Origin of the sequence: Stenotrophomonas sp. NPDC078853 (assembly GCF_044901215.1) — a bacterium.
Lineage (GTDB): Bacteria > Pseudomonadota > Gammaproteobacteria > Xanthomonadales > Xanthomonadaceae > Stenotrophomonas > Stenotrophomonas lacuserhaii.
Map to the genome: position 1 here is coordinate 168,989 of NZ_JBJDOQ010000004.1, position 15,073 is coordinate 184,061.

A 15,073-nucleotide genomic window follows, 5' to 3' on the forward strand; every position below is an offset into this window, starting at 1 on the left:
GACCGTAGTGTCGAGCTTGCTCGACACAGCAGACCGGGGATCAACGAAGGTCTACGAACCCGTTGTCGCCCAGCCGGCTCGGCTCATCCTGCACCGCCGACAGCACGAAGCTCAGCGCCTTGCCCAGCAGGGTACCCGGCCCATCCCAGTATTCGGCCGATTCGGCCTGGACGTGGATCAGCCGCAGGTTCGGATCATCCTTGCCCTCCGGGAAGAACAGCTTCATCGCCGGTGACCACAACGCCTCGATCTTCGCCCGGTCGTCGACGATCCGCGCGGTGCCCGCGACGGACACGTAGCTGTTCTTCGAAGGCGACGCATAGGCCACGTTGACCCGCGGATTGAGTGCGATCTCGGCCACCTTCGGGCTGTCGGCCGAGGTGGCGAACCACAGGTCGCCGTCGAATTCCACTTCCTGGGTGCCCAGCGGGCGGCTGTACAGGCGGCCATCGACGCCGGTGGTGGTGAACATCGCCACCTCGACATCCTTGATCAGGGCGGCGAGCTGGGTGATGTGCTGCTGGCGATCTGCGTTCATGAGTTGCTCCTTGGTAGAGCTCCATCTCACGCGAGCGCCGTGCAACGCCGCGTGAGGTGGATGTTCAGCGCGCGTGGTGGCGTACGCGCGCCATTCAGGCAGCGTGGCGCGCGTGCCAGGCCTGCATGGCCAGTTCGAACGAACGCAGGCGCGCGCGATGGTCGTAGATGTTCGCGGTCAACAGCAGTTCGTCAGGCTGGTGGCGATCGACGAAGGCGGCGATGCCCTCGCCCACCTGCTGCGCGTCGCCCAGCACGGTGCAGGCCAGCGCACGCTCCACGCCTACCTTTTCATGCGGCTGCCAGAACGTATCGATGTCGTCCACCGGCGGCGGGATCCGGCCGGGATTGCCGCGTCGCAGGTTGACGAAGCTCTGCTGCTGGCTGGTGAACAGCCGCCGCGATTCGGCTTCGCTTTCGCTGGCCACCACGTTCAGGGCCAACATCGCATGCGGCCGCTTGAGCGTGGCCGATTCACGGAAATCACGGCGGTAGACCGCCAGCGCCTCGTCCATCGAATCGGGGGCGAAGTGGGAAGCGAAGGCGTACGGCAGGCCCAGCGAGGCGGCCAGGCGCGCGCCGAACAGGCTGGAGCCCAGTATCCATACCGGCACCCGCAGGCCAGCCCCCGGCACTGCCTGCACGGCCTGCCCGGGCTGTGCCGGTTCGAAGTAATGCAGCAGCTCGCGGACATCCTGCGGGAACTGGTCGGCGCTGTCGAAGTAGCGCCGCAGCGCGCGGGCGGTGGGCTGGTCGGTACCGGGCGCGCGGCCCAGCCCCAGGTCGATGCGATCCGGATACAACGAGGCCAGCGTGCCGAACTGTTCGGCGGCCTGCAGCGGGGCGTGGTTGGGCAGCATGATGCCGCCAGCCCCGACCCGGATGCGCTGGGTGCCACCGGCGACATGGCCGATCAGCACCGCGGTAGCGGCGCTGGCGATGCCCGGCATGTTGTGGTGCTCGGCCAGCCAGAAGCGGCGGTAGCCCAGCGCATCGGCCTGTTGGGCCAGTTCGAGCATGTTGGCGAAGGCGGCGGTGGTGTCACTGCCCTCGCAGACCGGGGCCAGGTCGAGGATCGACAAGGGAATCATCAGGCAGGCATTCCATGAGGAGATGCCCACGGTATGGGGATGGCCGGACACGCTTGCCAGTGCCGATGGCGGGACGCTGATTCCCGTGGCCCTCAATGCCGTGAACCCCCGGTAGCGCCGGGCCATGCTCGGCGGCCCCTGCTTCGGATCCCACGTTGCCCCATCGCTAGCCGCCGAGCATGGCTCGGAGCTACCGCGCAGAGTCAGAACGCGCTGGGCTTGGGCTCCGGCAGCGGCTGGTCCACCAAGGGCTGCAGTTGTGCATCCAACGCCACCCGCTCGTCGAACACGAAGCAGCGACCGTCGTAGCCTTCCCCGCCCACTTCCTCGAAGTAGCCCAGGATGCCGCCTTCCAGCTGCAGCACGTTCTCCATGCCGTCGTTGCGCATCCACAGCGCGGCCTTTTCGCAGCGGATGCCGCCGGTGCAGAAGCTGACCACGGTGCTGTCCTTCAGCGCGTCGCGGTGCGGTGCCAGCGCTGCCGGAAGGTCGGTGAACTTCTCGATCGGCAGCACCAGCGCATCCTGGAACGTGCCGAATTCGACTTCCTGCAGGTTGCGCGTGTCGAGCATCACCACCGGTTTTCCGGCATCGTCGTGGCCCTGGCGCAGCCACCGCTGCACGGTGGCCGGGTCGATCGCCGGGGCGCGTGGATACGCCAGCGGCTGGCCGTCATCGCGGCGGAAACTGATGATTTCGTCCTTCACCTTCATCTTCAGCCGGGCGAAGGGCTGGTGTTCGCTGAAGCTGGTCTTGACCCGCATCCCGGCGAAACGGTCGTCAGCCTGCAGGGCTGAATAGAAGCCGTCGATTCCAGCCGGCGCCCCGGCCAGGAACAGGTTCAGCCCCTCGCCCGCCACCAGGATGCTGCCCCGCAGCCCAGCGGCCTCGGCCCGCGCCAGCAGCTGGTCGGCCAGTTGCTGGGGGTTTTCAACGGTGACGAAGTGGTAGGCAGCGGTATTGGCGATCATCCGCCCATTTTACCCGCTGCGCGCCAGCTCAGCCGCGCAGCAGCATGAACGGAAGCAGCACCAGCGCGGCCGCCACCCCCATGCCCAGCAGCACCAGTACGACAAACCCGGGCCGACGCCGCAGCAGGCTGCCAAAGGTCTCCGCACTGCCGTCCTGCAGGGCCTGTTCGCGCTCGGCGCGCATGCGCACGCTGCGCTGCGCCTGGTAGGCGCCGATCAGCTCGCGGGCGCGTGGATGGTCTTCGTCATCGCCGATCCACAGGCCGCCGTTGGAGATGCCCCAAGGGCTGGGTTCGGTGCGATACCACGCGATGCGGTGCTGGTCCAGCAGCGTGCACACATCGTGGTACTCGTCATCGCCGACGTGGCGCAGGTTGAGCAGGAGTTTCGACATGGTGCCCATCATAAGGCCACGGACTACTCCTACGCCGTTGCGCTGCAGCGGATGATGCCTGTGCAGCTGCCGGGTTGAGACCCTTGCCTTGCCGCAAACGGCGGCGATCCTTTCAAAGGAAACACCATGGGCATCTTCAATATTCCGTTCCTGATCACCGGCGCCATCCAGGTCGCCGACCTGCAGCTCAATGCGCAGGAAATCGCGCTGCTGGGTTGACCCCGGGCTGAGTGAAAGCGCTGCAGCCCTCCCGCTTTCGGGCTGCAGCCTTCGCACCCGCAGTCACTTCGACACCGGACTGGACCGCAGGCGCGGTGCCGGTTCGCAAGCGGTATCGCCACAAGCCCCCTCCTGCGGACGCGTGCAGACAATGAACACAAGCATTCCCGAGGAACGACATTTCAGCCTGTCCGATGCTGCCCAGCGCATCCAGGCAGCGTTCGACAGTCTCGATATACGGCCCGTCACCAGCTTTACCGGGCAGTCGCCGTGCGCTGCGTTGACCGAACTTCACGACGCCGATGGGGTGCTGTTGACCGGCGGATGGGGGAAAGGCGCGCGTGAGGCGGCAGCGGTCGGCTCGCTGTATGAGGCCATGGAGCACCTGTTGATGGATCGCCATGCCGCGCACGGGGCTGAGGTGCGCCCGGTGGAGGACCTGATCGCGCTGCTCGGTCCTGATCTCACCGGCTACCTGCCCGGCGCGCTGCTGTTCGACCAGATCGAGGAAACGATCGCCACGCGCTGCTACACCGGCCTGGTCGGCGCGACGGACTTCCACTATCCGGTTGCGCTCTCCGCACCCACCTATGCCGATGCACCATTGGCCGCGGACACGTTTGACTACGCTCCCCTGCGCCGCTATGCCAGCAACAGCGGCACGGCGATCGGCGGCAGTCTGGACGAAGCGCTGCTGCACGCACTGAACGAATGCGCCGAGCGCGATGCGATCTCGATGTTCCTGCTCACCCACTTCTTCCACGCCGCCGACGAAGCACTGCGCGTGGTCGGTCCTGCGGGCCTGCCCGCTGATGTCGCTGATCTGTATCGCCAGGTCAGACAGTGCGTGGATGCCGATATCTGCCTGCTCGACATTTCCAGCACGCCAGGCATCACCAGCTGCTTGGCCGTCGCGCACCTCTGCCATGACCACGCACGCCCGTATGGCGCTGGCGCTTCACTCAATCCCGCCCACGCCGCACGCAGGGCCCTGCACGAGCTGCTGCAGTCGCATCTGGCGCTTGCCAGCAACGCCACCCCGGCACGCGCTGGCCGGGCGGCGTCCGTCCATCCGGTGCAGTTGCTGCAGCAATGGCCGCGGCTGCAGCCCAGCGCCCGCATGGATATCGAAGACCGCCTGGCGAGCCAGCCGATCATCACCGTCCCGTTGGAAGAGCGGCCGGCAGGGCCGGTGGAGGCACAGGTCCAGCAGCTCGCGCAGGCCCTGGAAGCAGACGGGCTGGTTGCCGGCTACAACGTGATCCACACCTTCGACAACGGCATTACGCTGGTCAATGCGGTTGTGCCACGTTTTGAGCGTTTTCATCTGGTCACCCTGGGCCATGTCGTGGTTCCAGGGCAGCGCGGGGGCGCGCCGGGCGGCCTCGGCGCACGGTAGGGACGGCGGGGCGCGGCCTCCGTTTCCAGCGCGATGCGCTACCCTTGCATCCCTTCGATTTGGATGCCGCCCATGCGCCGCCTGCTCGCTCCCCTGCTGCTGTCCCTGGCCCTTGCCGCGTGCGCGCCTTCCGGCCCGCCGCCGGGTGGCACCATCGCCGCCTTTGAAACCATCGATACCCAGCCCGGTACCGGCGCTGTCGCCACGCCGGGCAGCAAGGTCACCGTGCACTACACCGGCTGGATCTACGACGAGCGCGCAGCAGACAAGCATGGCAAGACCTTCGACAGCTCGGTGACCCGTGGCGAGCCGTTCTCGTTCGATCTCGGCGGTGGCCAGGTCATCCGGGGTTGGGATGAAGGCGTGGCCGGCATGAAGGTAGGCGGCAAGCGCACCCTGATGATCACCCCGGACATGGGCTACGGACAGCGCAGCGTAGGGCCGATTCCGGCCGGGTCGTCGCTGGTGTTCGATGTCGAGCTGCTTGATGTCCAGCCCCGCTGAATCCGGCCCGCCCGCGCGCGTGGCGGTGGTAGGCGGCGGCCCGGCAGGCCTGTTCGCCGCCGAACAGTTGTGCGCGGCAGGATTGTCGGTGGATCTGTACGAAGCCACGGGCTCGCCCGGGCGGAAGTTCCTGATCGCCGGCAAGGGCGGCTTGAACCTGACCCATTCCGACCCCCGTCCGCTGTTCGACAGCCGCTACCGCGAACAGACCGCGGCGGTCGCCGGATGGCTGGACGCGTTCGATGCCGACGCGCTGCGACGTTGGGCCGCCGGCCTTGGTGTAGAGACCTATGTCGGCAGTTCCGGGCGGGTATTCCCGGTGGACCGCAAGGCGGCCCCGTTGCTGCGCGGCTGGGTACGCCGGCTGAAGGAACAAGGCGTCCGATTCCACGTGCACCATCGCTGGCACGGCTGGGACGCCGACGGCGCGCTGCGCTTCACCATCGAAAACGGCGAGCAGCGGGTGCACGCCGATGCCACGCTGCTCGCGCTCGGCGGTGGCAGCTGGCCGCAGCTGGGATCGGACGGTGCGTGGGTTCCCCTGCTGCAGGCCCGCGGTGCGGCGATTGCGCCGCTGCAACCGGCCAATTGTGGCTTCGATGTGCCATGGACCCCGTGGTTCGTACAGCGCCATGCCGGCACGCCGCTGAAGTCCGTGGTGGCCCATTGGACCGACCTGCACGGCGCGCCGCGGCATCATCAAGGCGAATGCGTGGTGAGCGAGTACGGCATCGAAGGCAGCCTGGTCTACGCGCTGTCGGCCGACCTGCGCGAGACGATCAATCGTGATGGCAGCGCAACCCTGTGGCTGGACCTGGTGCCGGGACGCGAGCAGGACCGCCTGGCGGCCGACCTGGCGCGCCCGCGCAAGGGTCGCAGCTTCGGCGAGCACCTGCGCCGGCAGACCGGCGTCGATGCGGTGAAGGCATCGCTGCTGTTCGAGGTGCTGGGCAAGGACGCCGGGCAGGACATCGCCGTGGTTGCCGCCACCCTCAAGCGCCTGCCCATCCAGCTGCAGCGCCCGCGGCCGATGGCCGAGGCGATCAGCACCGCCGGCGGGGTGACCCTGCCGTCGCTGGATGCCGGGCTGATGCTTAAGGCAGTGCCGGGCGTGTTCTGCGCAGGCGAGATGCTGGACTGGGAAGCCCCCACCGGGGGCTACCTGCTGACCGCCTGCTATGCCAGCGCCAAACGGGCGGCCGACGGCGTGATGCACTGGCTAGCGACGCGCTGACATCGCCGGTCGGCGCATGCGCCTGGCTGCGAGCGTGATGCCACTGGGGTGCGGGTATGCCTGTTCCCCTTCATCCAGGAAGCCGGCACGCTGGTAGAACGCGACCGCGTTGAGCGAGGCCGACAGCAGCACGTCGCGCTGCGGATCAGCCAGGGTCAGCAGCTGTTGCAGCACGGCCTGGCCCAGCCCCTTCCCGGCCTGCTCCGGGGCGACGAACAGCGCATCGACTTCGTTGTCCTGCAGCACCAGGATCCCGTAGCCGAGCAACTGTCCCTGCGCGTCGTCGGCCACCACGCAGCCTGCTTCGGCGATCAGCCCCGCATAACGCGGTGGCGGCGGTGAAGCCGACCAGCGCGCGATCACGTCCGGTGGATAGTGGCTGCGGCACAGTTCGCGCACGCAACGCGTGCGCAGTGCCCACAGCGCCGGCGCATCGTCGCCGCGACCGCCACGGAAGCGCGGCAGCGCTTCCACGCTCACCGCGATTTGCTCGCGCGCAGCGCCTGGATCCGTGCCGGTGGCTGGAACGAATCACTGCGCGCATCGGCCCAGTAATCGTGGAATACCGCATGGTCCGGGACCTGGCGCAGCAGCTCGCCCGGGGCCAGGTAGCGGTACAACGAGGCCAGCGAGCGGATCTCAACCGGCGATACCCGGCGCAGGATGTGTTCCGGCCCCAGCTCGGCCGGATCATTCAGTCCGGCCGCGCACAGCAGCTCCTTCAACGCATGCAGGGTATGCCGATGGTAGTTGTGCACGCGTTCGGCCTTGTCGGTCGGGTCCAGGCTGCGCCAGCGCGATGGATCCTGGGTGGCGATACCGGTAGGACACTTGTCGCTGTGGCAGCTGAGCGACTGGATGCAGCCCAGCGCGAACATGAAACCACGCCCGGCATTACACCAGTCCGCACCCAGCGCGATGATGCGCGCGACGTCGAAGGCGCTGGTGATCTTGCCCGCCGCGCCCAGGCGGATGCGATCGCGCAGGTCCAGGCCGACCAGCGTGTTGTGTACCAGCAGCAGCGCTTCGTGCATCGGCACGCCGACATGGTCGACGAACTCGGCGGGGGCCGCGCCGGTACCGCCCTCGGCGCCATCGACGACGATGAAGTCCGGCAGCAGACCGGTCTCGCTCATCGCCTTGGCGATGCCGAACCACTCCCACGGATGGCCGATCGCCAGCTTGAAGCCGACCGGCTTGCCGCCGGACAGCTCGCGCAGGCGGGCGACGAACTGCAGCAGTTCGATCGGCGTGGAGAACGCGGAGTGCCGCGAGGGCGACACGCAGTCCACGCCCATCGGCACGCCGCGGGTCTCGGAGATCTCCGCGCTCACCTTGGCCGCCGGCAACACCCCCCCGTGGCCCGGCTTGGCGCCCTGGGAAAGCTTGATCTCGATCATCTTGACCTGATCGGTGGTCGCATTGGCGACGAAGCGCTCTTCGCTGAAGCTGCCATCGTCATGGCGGCAGCCGAAGTAGCCCGAGCCGATTTCCCACACCAGGTCGCCGCCCTTCTCGCGGTGGTAGGACGATATCGAGCCTTCGCCGGTGTCGTGGTGGAAGCCGCCGCGCCGCGCGCCTTCGTTGAGCGCGCGGATCGCATTGGCCGACAGCGAGCCGAAGCTCATGGCGGAAATGTTGAACACGCTGGCCGAATAGGGCTTGGCGCAGTTGGGTCCGATCAGCACGCGGAAATCACTGTGACCGATGCTGGTGGGCGCCAGCGAGTGGTTGATCCACTCGTAATCCACCGCGTAGGTACTGCGCAGCGTGCCGAACGGCACCACGTCCATCTCGTTCTTGGCGCGCTGGTAGATCAGCGCGCGCTGCTGGCGCGAGAACGGCACGTCTTCCAGGTCGCTCTGCACGAAGTACTGGCGGATCTCCGGGCCAATCGATTCCAGCCCGTAACGGAAGTGCGCGAGCACCGGATAGTTGCGGCGCAACGTGCTGCGCGACTGCAGCAGGTCCCAGGTGCCCAGCACCACCAGTGCGGCCGTCAGCCCTACCCCCCAGTACCAGGCGACCCAGTACGTGGCCAGCCACAGGCAGACCGGGAACAGGATGATGGCGAGCGCGTAGGCCAGGTAGCGGTGCATGGCGTTCCTTTCAGGATGGCTGCAACCAGTCTACCCGCGACGGCGTCGACGCCGCGCCAGCCGCTTACAGGCGGCCGTCCACCGAAGCACGGGGCCACGCCGACTTGACGTCGTAGACGATGCCGCCCGGTGCCTGCAGGGCCGCGATCCGTGCCGCATCCATGTCCAGGAAAGCGGCGTGCGCCACCGCCAGCACCACCGCATCGTAGGCACCGGGTTCTGGACGGGCGACCCAGTGCACCGCGGTGTCCGCCAATACCGCCGGCCCCACCCATGGATCGTGCACATCCACCCGCGCACCACTGGTCTGGAGCTGTTCGGCCAGTTCCAGCGCACGGCTGTTGCGCAGGTCCGGGCAGTCTTCCTTGAACGTCACGCCGAGCACCAGGATGCGGGCCTGGGCCGGGGAGCGGCCGCGTTCGGCCAGCAGCGACAGCACCCGCTCGGCCACGTGCGCGCCGACCCGGTTGTTGACCTGGCGCGCGGTATGGATGAGATCAGGGTGGTAGCCCACGCTCTCGGATTTGTGCAGCAGGTAATACGGATCCACGCCGATGCAATGCCCGCCGACCAGGCCGGGCCGGAACGGCAGGAAATTCCACTTGCTGCCGGCTGCGTCGAGCACGTCCTGGGTATCGATGCCGAGCTTGTCGAAGATCAGCGCCAGCTCGTTGACCAGCGCGATGTTGACGTCGCGCTGGATGTTTTCCACGACCTTGGCGGCCTCGGCCACGCGCATCGACGGTGCGGGGAACGTGCCGGCGGTGATGATCCGGCGGTACAGCGCGTCCACGATCGCGGCGACCTCCGGGGTGGAACCGGAGGTGATCTTGCGGATGTCGGCCAGCCGGCGCGTGCGGTCGCCCGGACTGACCCGTTCGGGGCTGTAGCCGCAGTAGAAGTCCTGGTTGAAGCGCAATCCCGAACCCGCTTCCAGCAGGGGAATGCAGACTTCTTCGGTGGTGCCGGGGTACACGGTGGACTCATACACCACCAGGTCGCCGGCCTTCAGCACGCTGGCCACGCGTTCGCTGGCCGAGCGCAGCGGGCCCAGGTCGGGCTGCTCATGCGCGTCTATCGGCGTGGGCACGGTGATGATGTAGACGTTGCAGGCCGCCAGTTCGGCCGCATCGGCGCTACAGCGCAGCAGCGGTGCGCCCGCCAGCTCGCCGTCCTCCAGTTCCAGGGTATGGTCGTGGCCCTGCTGCAGTTCGGCAACACGTGCGGCATCGATATCGAAGCCCAGGGTGGGGAACAACCGCCCGAAGGCGACCGCCAGGGGCAGGCCGACATATCCCAGGCCGATGATCGCAGGACGCGGCGACGCAGCGGCCGAAACCGGGACGCTCATGCGAAGCCTTCCTGCTGCGCGATGCGGCTCGATCGTTCCATTGCGCACCCGCCTCCAACTCAAAGAGGCACAAGGGTAACCGCCATGCCCGGCGCTGACCACGCCCGTGATCAGGAGCCCAGGCTGACCGCCGCAGGCTCCAGCTCGCCATCGCCGCCGGTCCAGCTGCGCAGCAGCAGCGCCAGCCCCTGCTCGGCCGTGGGCCGGTCGGCGCTGATGCCCGTCCAGGGTGCGTCGATGATGTGGCTCATCGTCAGCGGATCGATCCGCCGGTTTGCCATGGTCCAGTGGGGGAACCGGCGCGTGCCCACCACTGCCGCGGCCAGTTGCCGTACGCCATGGTGGCGACTGGCGTTGAGGACCCTGCCGTAGACGGAATCCAGGCCATCACGGGGGCCTTCCAGGTATTGCAGGAAGCGTTCGCCATCGAACATCAGCACGCCGGTGACACCGGCCATCCGGTTGAACGCCGTCGCATCGGCCAGCAACGCATCCAGCTCCTGCGGTGCCAGCTCCGGACGGGCCTGGCTGACGTAGGCAATCGCGTGCAACGACATGGTCACTCCCTGGCCCCTTACAAAGCCGAATATGGCATGAACAACGAATTGTTGACAGCTGAGCGGCCCATACCGCGCATCTGGTCACGGTTCCACGCACGCGTGCCGCCATTCCAAATTCGCGCCCCGTGGTGCACCCTATGCCGCGCGGCCCGGATGGCGAAACTGGTAGACGCAGCGGACTTAAAATCCGCCGACCGCGAGGTCTTGCCGGTTCGATCCCGGCTCCGGGCACCAAGGGTTTCAGCGGGTTTGGGATGGCCTCCCGCGCTCCGCAATATCTGGCTCCGCTCCGCAATTGCCTCATGGTGGCGCCATCTGGATGGTCGGATCATTGATCCGGATCAACCGTACAGCTCCCTGATCCGCCCCTCCCACTTCACAGCCCACCCGCGCAGGTAGTCCTCTGCCCTGCCGATGCTGGCAATGAAGTTGCTGTGCGACTTCAGCGTGCCGACGCACAGGTCCAGCCGGGTCTTGCCGGAGCTGGTCGGGCTGGCCACCCCAATCATCCGCCCGTCCAGGTACAGCGCGGGCCCGTCGAGGAAGGGCCTGATCTCGAATCCGGGCGGAAGCTGCTGGGGCATGCGGCGAGCATAGCCCCGTCCAGTCTCAGGCGGTGAGTTTGGCTTCCAGCGCTGCCACCCGGGCCTCCAGCTCGTCATGCTGCCGCGCCATGGCCGCCACGAGGAAGCACAGCAGCTCCTCCTTGCGGAAGCTGTAGCGGTCGCCGGCCTGGCGCGCAGCCTGCACCAGCTCGCGGCCTGCCTCACGAATGACGTTGCCGTCATCGTCCAGTTCATCCGGCCATTCGTGCCACTGCTCCGGCTCCGCCTCCCACTCGTCGTAGCAGATGAAGGAGTAGGCGAACGGGTCCAGCCCATGGGCCTCCATCACCGCGATGGCCGCCTGCACAGTCGGGCCGAAGTGCTTGCGGGCCTCCTTACCTTCCGGCTCGCAGGTTTCGTCGCCCTCTACCCGGTGGATCCAGCGCCAAACCGCAGGCAGCCGAGCGATGGCCGACGCCGCCTTGAACTCGGCATCGCGGAGCTGGCGCGGCTCAGTTTTGAGGCGGGCGTCGGAGGTGCTGACAGTCGTATTCTGCGCAAAAAGCTGGGTCCATGCGCGAGCCGCTTGCCCGCAAGACATGACGTTGTTTGCTGATGGCCGGACGTAATCAAGGCTGACTTCAAGAAAGCGCCCAGGGGTGCCGCCGCCAGACACGCTATTGCAGCCGATTTGAGCGTATCCAGCATTGCCCCGGAACTCAGACCTGTAGCTATCCGTGCCTGTGATGTAGGTATTGATCATCCCGGGATATAGGCCGCTAATTGCTCCCATGTTGATGGTGCCAGTGCTGCGATTTACCACAAACGAGTCGGTGAACGTGATCAGCGCAGAGAATGTCTTCGCACCGGTGATGGTCTCAGCACCGGCAAGCCCCACAGCTGCGATTACCGATCTCTGGTCCGTTAGAGTCGGAGCAGCAAGGAAGGTTCGTGCCTGCGCCGTAACGGTGGCCAGTGCCGCCACATTCGATGCCGAGAAGTACGGGAACGTGTCGGCGGTGCCTGCGACTGCAGTGAGCGCGCGGCCTGCCGTGGTGAGACTGTAGGCCGCCCACAGGCCCGGTCCAGTCGAATAGACGGATTGGTCTGCGGCCATGACCAGCGGCGCGAGGCCTGCGAGGTTGCCGAGGAGGAAGTTGCGGTCACCGCCTGCGTTGGTGCGCGCCATGGCGGTGTCGTCCGCTGCCGGAGCGGTGACGGGGTATACGGCGGGGTCTGCGTACTTGGGCATGGGTCACCTATCGAAAAAGTAGCCGCCGACCTCGATGGAGTAGCCACCGGAAAGGATCAGGACGAGCAGCTGGCTCAGGAGGTTGGTCGCGGACACGACCGTGGCGATGTTGAGGTTCGCGTCGAGGCGAAGATCGCAGACGAGGGAATTGTTGGCCTGCACGCCGATCTGGCGGTTGGTCGCGGAGACGGGGGTGCCAGCGCCGGCCAGCGATCCGCGTTGCAGGTACAGCGTCCCGTTGGTCAGATTGTTGATCTGCAGGCGGACGGCGGTGGCGTTGGCCGGCACGACCCCTGCGAGCGAGGTGACGACCGGCGTGGCCACGTTGGCGCTGATCGTGAGCAGCGAGGCCGGAACGGTGAACGTCTCGGCCGACTGGTCGAACAGCACCAGGTTGCCCTTGGACGCGGCCTGCAGATGGATCGCCGGCCGGAGCTTGTTGTTCACGACCAAGCCCTGCGACAGGTAGCGGCGAGTGGGATCGCCCTGCTTGCACCGCGCCGTGCCGTTGGCGAGATATGGCGCATCGGGCGGCGTCTGGCTCAGCTCCAGCCCCATCACGCCGCCATCGGCCGGATAGCCGTAGGCGTACCACCAGCCATTGGCAGGAGGCGACGGGAAGACCGCCGAGGCACCGGCAGAGCGCATGCGCGTCCCATCCGGCAGGTAGGCCAGCCCCGGCCCAGCAACTACCGTCAGGCCATCCGGCCCAGCCACCAGCGGGATATCGCGGATCTGCGTGATGAAAGAGAGGTCCATCAGTTCACCGGTGTGTTGTCGGAGAAGCGCAGCCAGTTCACCCCGTTGCTGTACGCCGGGATGATGCCGGGCACGCCGCTGGTGCCGGAGACGTAGATCTCGCGTGGGAAGGGTGTGACAGGAGGCAGCGCGCTCAGCGGATAGACCGTCTTCACCGCAGCCTGGACGCCGGGGATCCACGCCAGCGGGATCTGTGGCGTGTTGAAGTACAGCGGCCTGCCCTGCTGGTCGGTGAGCGGATTACCGAGCTGGTCCGTCACCGGCGACAGCTCCAGCATCACGTACTTACTCAGCGGGCCAGTCAGCGGGTGCCACGCCAGCGAGCCGCGCGCGTAGTCGTTGCCGTCGTTCGGAGCCTCGGGGAACGCCGCACTCGCCGGCGCAGCGCCAACGTCCGCCGCAGTCAGGACCACGTTTCCCGTCTGGCCATTCACCGACTGCACGGGCGCGGCCGGCGTCAGCAGCTCGGTCCAGTCCGCCATGGTGCCGGTCGTGCCGGCGTTCTTGATGTAGTTCTTGTTGAGGTCAGTCCGGACCGCTACGTCGCCTTCCTGAGCGTCCAGCGCCAGCTGCGCGGCCTGACTGCCCACCACGAAGGTCGAGGTGATCGCCAGCGCGGGAAGGTATTGGCTCGGGATCTTCGAATCCGACCCCAGCGGCGTCAGCCCGTTCGGCTGGCCCTTCTGCAGGTTGATCCGAGCGTCCACCCGGCCATCGGTGTAGTAGAGATTCGTGCCCTCGGGGAGGTCAGTGGTCGTTGCCGCGGCAGTGCCGGTCTTCCTGCCCTTCCCGTCGAACTGGGTCTTTTGCAGCGCCCCGGTGCCGGCGTCGGCCACGTCAGCCAGCCCGAGCGCGGTCACGCCATCGGCATCGACGGCCTTGGTCAGCTCCCCGGCCACAACCTGGATCGTTCCGGAAACCGGATGCCAGCCTTTGACGCCATCCGGGCCAGTGCCGTAGTAGCTGGTGTCGGCCGGGGACTCCTGATCGCCCTGCAGCGTGATGACCAGTACGGATCCGGGCTGGGTCGACCCTTCAAAGATGATCGAGTCCTGCCCGAAAATCTGGAAGCCGAGTGCCCCGTCCTCCTCCAGCTCGGAAACCCGCTCAGCCAGCTGCTGGTACAGCTGCGCCAGGTCGTCGCTGCTTTGCTGCGTGGACAGGCGCAGGAAGTAGTCCGCCCACGCCTTCGTGACGATGCCCGACCGGGGATCAACGACAGGCTCAGCGTGCCGAGGCTGCAGCGCGGGATTGGACATCAGGGCGCGACCTTGCCCACCGCGAACCACGAGAACTCGAACGGCGAGGTCAGCCTGTTGGCGGCGGCCAGCGTCTCGACACCCGTGTTCCATTCAACCGTGGCGCCGCTCACCGACGGGGATGCTTTGAGCACACCAGTGAACCCAGCCGTGACGATGGGACCGGCCTTCTGGATGTTCACGAAGATGCGCGGCACTTCGGCATAGGCCGTCGGGAAATTAAACGACATCACGTTCGACTGCAGGTTGTTCGCCGGCATCGTGGCAACGCCCCACTGCTCTAGGTTGGTGCCGATCTTGTTGAAGGAGTCGCCGCTAGTGGGCACGGTCGGCGGCGTGGCCGGGGCCTGCCAGATGAGGCTGGTGCCATCGGTGCCAAGGGTCTTGCCGTTGGAGCCGGTAGGGTCCGGAACCTGGCGGAAATCACCCCAAATCAGATTGGAGCCGTCATTCGTCAGCACAGCGCCACTCACTAGCGCCGGGATGGCCGCTCCGGACCCGTCGCCGCCATTGAGGTCACGCGTCCATACCGTCGCGCCCAACGAGTCCAGCAGCCGCACCGAGTAGCCGCCGTCGAGCCAGATATTGACGTTCGCACGGCCCGAGCTATCCAGCTGCACGGGGTTGGTATTCGGGATCGCCAGATCAGGATCAGACCACGTTCCTTTCGGCGTTGTGGTGCCAATTTCGTAGAAGGCGAGCTGCCCGCCAGCCAGCGGCTGCAGGCCAAGCAGGTCCATGAAAACCGGGGCCGGGTTGAAAAATCGGTAAGACATGGGCTCTCCCAACGAGAAACCCCCGCTCAGGGCGGGGGCTGGATTGTGGTGGTACGATTCGCCGGACCTACCTGCGGGCCCTGGCAATGAGCAAAGAGAAGTTCGATCTATCCAACGTCGGCG

16 protein-coding genes and 1 tRNA gene are annotated in these 15,073 nt (G+C 66.9%); 4 read left to right on the forward strand and 13 right to left on the reverse strand.

Translation table 11 applies throughout. The features are described 5' to 3' along the window. Positions 1–40: 40 nt before the first annotated feature. The 4 genes from ACI2JH_RS06365 to ACI2JH_RS06380 all read right to left on the reverse strand — a co-directional run bounded on the left by ACI2JH_RS06365 (position 41) and on the right by ACI2JH_RS06380 (position 2,993). The gene (locus ACI2JH_RS06365) at positions 41–538 is read right to left on the reverse strand and encodes a pyridoxamine 5'-phosphate oxidase family protein (protein WP_404735699.1); all 498 of its coding nucleotides are present in this window, start codon (positions 536–538) and stop codon (positions 41–43) included. Positions 539–632: 94 nt separating this feature from the next. Next, positions 633–1,628, reverse strand: coding sequence for an LLM class flavin-dependent oxidoreductase (locus ACI2JH_RS06370; RefSeq protein ID WP_042613017.1), 996 nt, complete (start codon positions 1,626–1,628; stop codon positions 633–635). Positions 1,629–1,831: 203 nt separating this feature from the next. Then, positions 1,832–2,599 carry a sulfurtransferase gene (locus ACI2JH_RS06375; RefSeq protein WP_042613016.1) on the reverse strand — a complete coding sequence of 256 codons (768 nt, stop codon included), beginning with the start codon at positions 2,597–2,599 and terminating at the stop codon, positions 1,832–1,834. Positions 2,600–2,627: 28 nt separating this feature from the next. Beyond that, positions 2,628–2,993 (reverse strand): DUF6164 family protein, encoded by a 366-nt coding sequence (locus ACI2JH_RS06380; protein ID WP_101100048.1) that lies wholly within the window; start codon positions 2,991–2,993, stop codon positions 2,628–2,630. Between the two features lie 370 nt (positions 2,994–3,363). On the opposite strand from ACI2JH_RS06380, the gene ACI2JH_RS06385 reads away from it, so the two are divergent. The 3 genes from ACI2JH_RS06385 (at position 3,364) to ACI2JH_RS06395 (ending at position 6,349) form a co-directional block, all read left to right on the forward strand. Beyond that, positions 3,364–4,611 carry a YcaO-like family protein gene (locus ACI2JH_RS06385; RefSeq protein WP_404735700.1) on the forward strand — a complete coding sequence of 416 codons (1,248 nt, stop codon included), beginning with the start codon at positions 3,364–3,366 and terminating at the stop codon, positions 4,609–4,611. Between the two features lie 72 nt (positions 4,612–4,683). Next, positions 4,684–5,115 (forward strand): FKBP-type peptidyl-prolyl cis-trans isomerase, encoded by a 432-nt coding sequence (locus ACI2JH_RS06390; RefSeq protein ID WP_101100131.1) that lies wholly within the window; start codon positions 4,684–4,686, stop codon positions 5,113–5,115. Then, entirely contained in the window at positions 5,099–6,349 is a 1,251-nt protein-coding gene (locus ACI2JH_RS06395) for a TIGR03862 family flavoprotein (protein WP_404735701.1), read from the forward strand. Before ACI2JH_RS06390 ends, ACI2JH_RS06395 begins: the two co-directional genes overlap by 17 nt. On the opposite strand, the gene ACI2JH_RS06400 is transcribed toward ACI2JH_RS06395, so the two are convergent. The 4 genes from ACI2JH_RS06400 to ACI2JH_RS06415 all read right to left on the reverse strand — a co-directional run bounded on the left by ACI2JH_RS06400 (position 6,335) and on the right by ACI2JH_RS06415 (position 10,356). Beyond that, positions 6,335–6,829 carry a GNAT family N-acetyltransferase gene (locus tag ACI2JH_RS06400; protein WP_404735702.1) on the reverse strand — a complete coding sequence of 165 codons (495 nt, stop codon included), beginning with the start codon at positions 6,827–6,829 and terminating at the stop codon, positions 6,335–6,337. The two genes, ACI2JH_RS06395 and ACI2JH_RS06400, sit on opposite strands and share 15 nt — an antisense overlap. Further along, on the reverse strand, positions 6,826–8,448 hold the full coding sequence (locus tag ACI2JH_RS06405) for an FMN-binding glutamate synthase family protein (protein WP_404735703.1): 1,623 nt from the start codon (positions 8,446–8,448) through the stop codon (positions 6,826–6,828). Before ACI2JH_RS06405 ends, ACI2JH_RS06400 begins: the two co-directional genes overlap by 4 nt. A gap of 64 nt (positions 8,449–8,512) precedes the next feature. Then, complete coding sequence (locus ACI2JH_RS06410; protein WP_319274061.1) at positions 8,513–9,799, reverse strand: nucleotide sugar dehydrogenase; 1,287 nt, start codon at positions 9,797–9,799, stop codon at positions 8,513–8,515. A 110-nt stretch (positions 9,800–9,909) separates the two neighbouring features. Further along, on the reverse strand, positions 9,910–10,356 hold the full coding sequence (locus tag ACI2JH_RS06415) for a BLUF domain-containing protein (RefSeq protein ID WP_182655482.1): 447 nt from the start codon (positions 10,354–10,356) through the stop codon (positions 9,910–9,912). Positions 10,357–10,506: 150 nt separating this feature from the next. On the opposite strand from ACI2JH_RS06415, the gene ACI2JH_RS06420 reads away from it, so the two are divergent. Further along, positions 10,507–10,593 (forward strand) — tRNA-Leu (locus ACI2JH_RS06420). Between the two features lie 107 nt (positions 10,594–10,700). Here ACI2JH_RS06420 and ACI2JH_RS06425 read toward each other — a convergent pair. Genes ACI2JH_RS06425 through ACI2JH_RS06445 form a run of 5 tightly spaced genes read right to left on the reverse strand, consistent with a single transcriptional unit; the run spans position 10,701 to position 14,950 of the window. Next, positions 10,701–10,943: a hypothetical protein gene (locus tag ACI2JH_RS06425; protein WP_404735704.1), complete on the reverse strand. Its 243-nt coding sequence runs from the start codon at positions 10,941–10,943 to the stop codon at positions 10,701–10,703. 25 nt (positions 10,944–10,968) lie between these two features. Then, positions 10,969–12,156 carry a tail fiber domain-containing protein gene (locus ACI2JH_RS06430; RefSeq protein ID WP_404735705.1) on the reverse strand — a complete coding sequence of 396 codons (1,188 nt, stop codon included), beginning with the start codon at positions 12,154–12,156 and terminating at the stop codon, positions 10,969–10,971. Between the two features lie 3 nt (positions 12,157–12,159). Beyond that, positions 12,160–12,915 (reverse strand): hypothetical protein, encoded by a 756-nt coding sequence (locus tag ACI2JH_RS06435; RefSeq protein ID WP_404735706.1) that lies wholly within the window; start codon positions 12,913–12,915, stop codon positions 12,160–12,162. Further along, positions 12,915–14,174: a hypothetical protein gene (locus ACI2JH_RS06440; RefSeq protein WP_404735707.1), complete on the reverse strand. Its 1,260-nt coding sequence runs from the start codon at positions 14,172–14,174 to the stop codon at positions 12,915–12,917. The genes ACI2JH_RS06435 and ACI2JH_RS06440 overlap by 1 nt, the downstream gene beginning before the upstream one ends. Continuing rightward, a complete protein-coding gene (locus ACI2JH_RS06445; RefSeq protein ID WP_404735708.1) occupies positions 14,174–14,950 on the reverse strand; it encodes a hypothetical protein in 777 nt (258 codons plus the stop codon). Before ACI2JH_RS06445 ends, ACI2JH_RS06440 begins: the two co-directional genes overlap by 1 nt. Positions 14,951–15,073 lie beyond the last annotated feature (123 nt).

Coding starts and splice junctions, on each gene's coding strand:
- ACI2JH_RS06385 (WP_404735700.1), top strand. CDS start 3,364: ATGAACACAAGCATTCCCGAGGAACGACATTTCAGCCTGTCCGATGCT.
- ACI2JH_RS06440 (WP_404735707.1), bottom strand. CDS start 14,174: ATGTCCAATCCCGCGCTGCAGCCTCGGCACGCTGAGCCTGTCGTTGAT.
- ACI2JH_RS06410 (WP_319274061.1), bottom strand. CDS start 9,799: ATGAGCGTCCCGGTTTCGGCCGCTGCGTCGCCGCGTCCTGCGATCATC.
- ACI2JH_RS06435 (WP_404735706.1), bottom strand. CDS start 12,915: ATGGACCTCTCTTTCATCACGCAGATCCGCGATATCCCGCTGGTGGCT.
- ACI2JH_RS06365 (WP_404735699.1), bottom strand. CDS start 538: ATGAACGCAGATCGCCAGCAGCACATCACCCAGCTCGCCGCCCTGATC.
- ACI2JH_RS06370 (WP_042613017.1), bottom strand. CDS start 1,628: ATGATTCCCTTGTCGATCCTCGACCTGGCCCCGGTCTGCGAGGGCAGT.
- ACI2JH_RS06395 (WP_404735701.1), top strand. CDS start 5,099: ATGTCCAGCCCCGCTGAATCCGGCCCGCCCGCGCGCGTGGCGGTGGTA.
- ACI2JH_RS06415 (WP_182655482.1), bottom strand. CDS start 10,356: ATGTCGTTGCACGCGATTGCCTACGTCAGCCAGGCCCGTCCGGAGCTG.
- ACI2JH_RS06375 (WP_042613016.1), bottom strand. CDS start 2,599: ATGATCGCCAATACCGCTGCCTACCACTTCGTCACCGTTGAAAACCCC.
- ACI2JH_RS06445 (WP_404735708.1), bottom strand. CDS start 14,950: ATGTCTTACCGATTTTTCAACCCGGCCCCGGTTTTCATGGACCTGCTT.
- ACI2JH_RS06380 (WP_101100048.1), bottom strand. CDS start 2,993: ATGTCGAAACTCCTGCTCAACCTGCGCCACGTCGGCGATGACGAGTAC.
- ACI2JH_RS06390 (WP_101100131.1), top strand. CDS start 4,684: ATGCGCCGCCTGCTCGCTCCCCTGCTGCTGTCCCTGGCCCTTGCCGCG.
- ACI2JH_RS06405 (WP_404735703.1), bottom strand. CDS start 8,448: ATGCACCGCTACCTGGCCTACGCGCTCGCCATCATCCTGTTCCCGGTC.
- ACI2JH_RS06430 (WP_404735705.1), bottom strand. CDS start 12,156: ATGCCCAAGTACGCAGACCCCGCCGTATACCCCGTCACCGCTCCGGCA.
- ACI2JH_RS06425 (WP_404735704.1), bottom strand. CDS start 10,943: ATGCCCCAGCAGCTTCCGCCCGGATTCGAGATCAGGCCCTTCCTCGAC.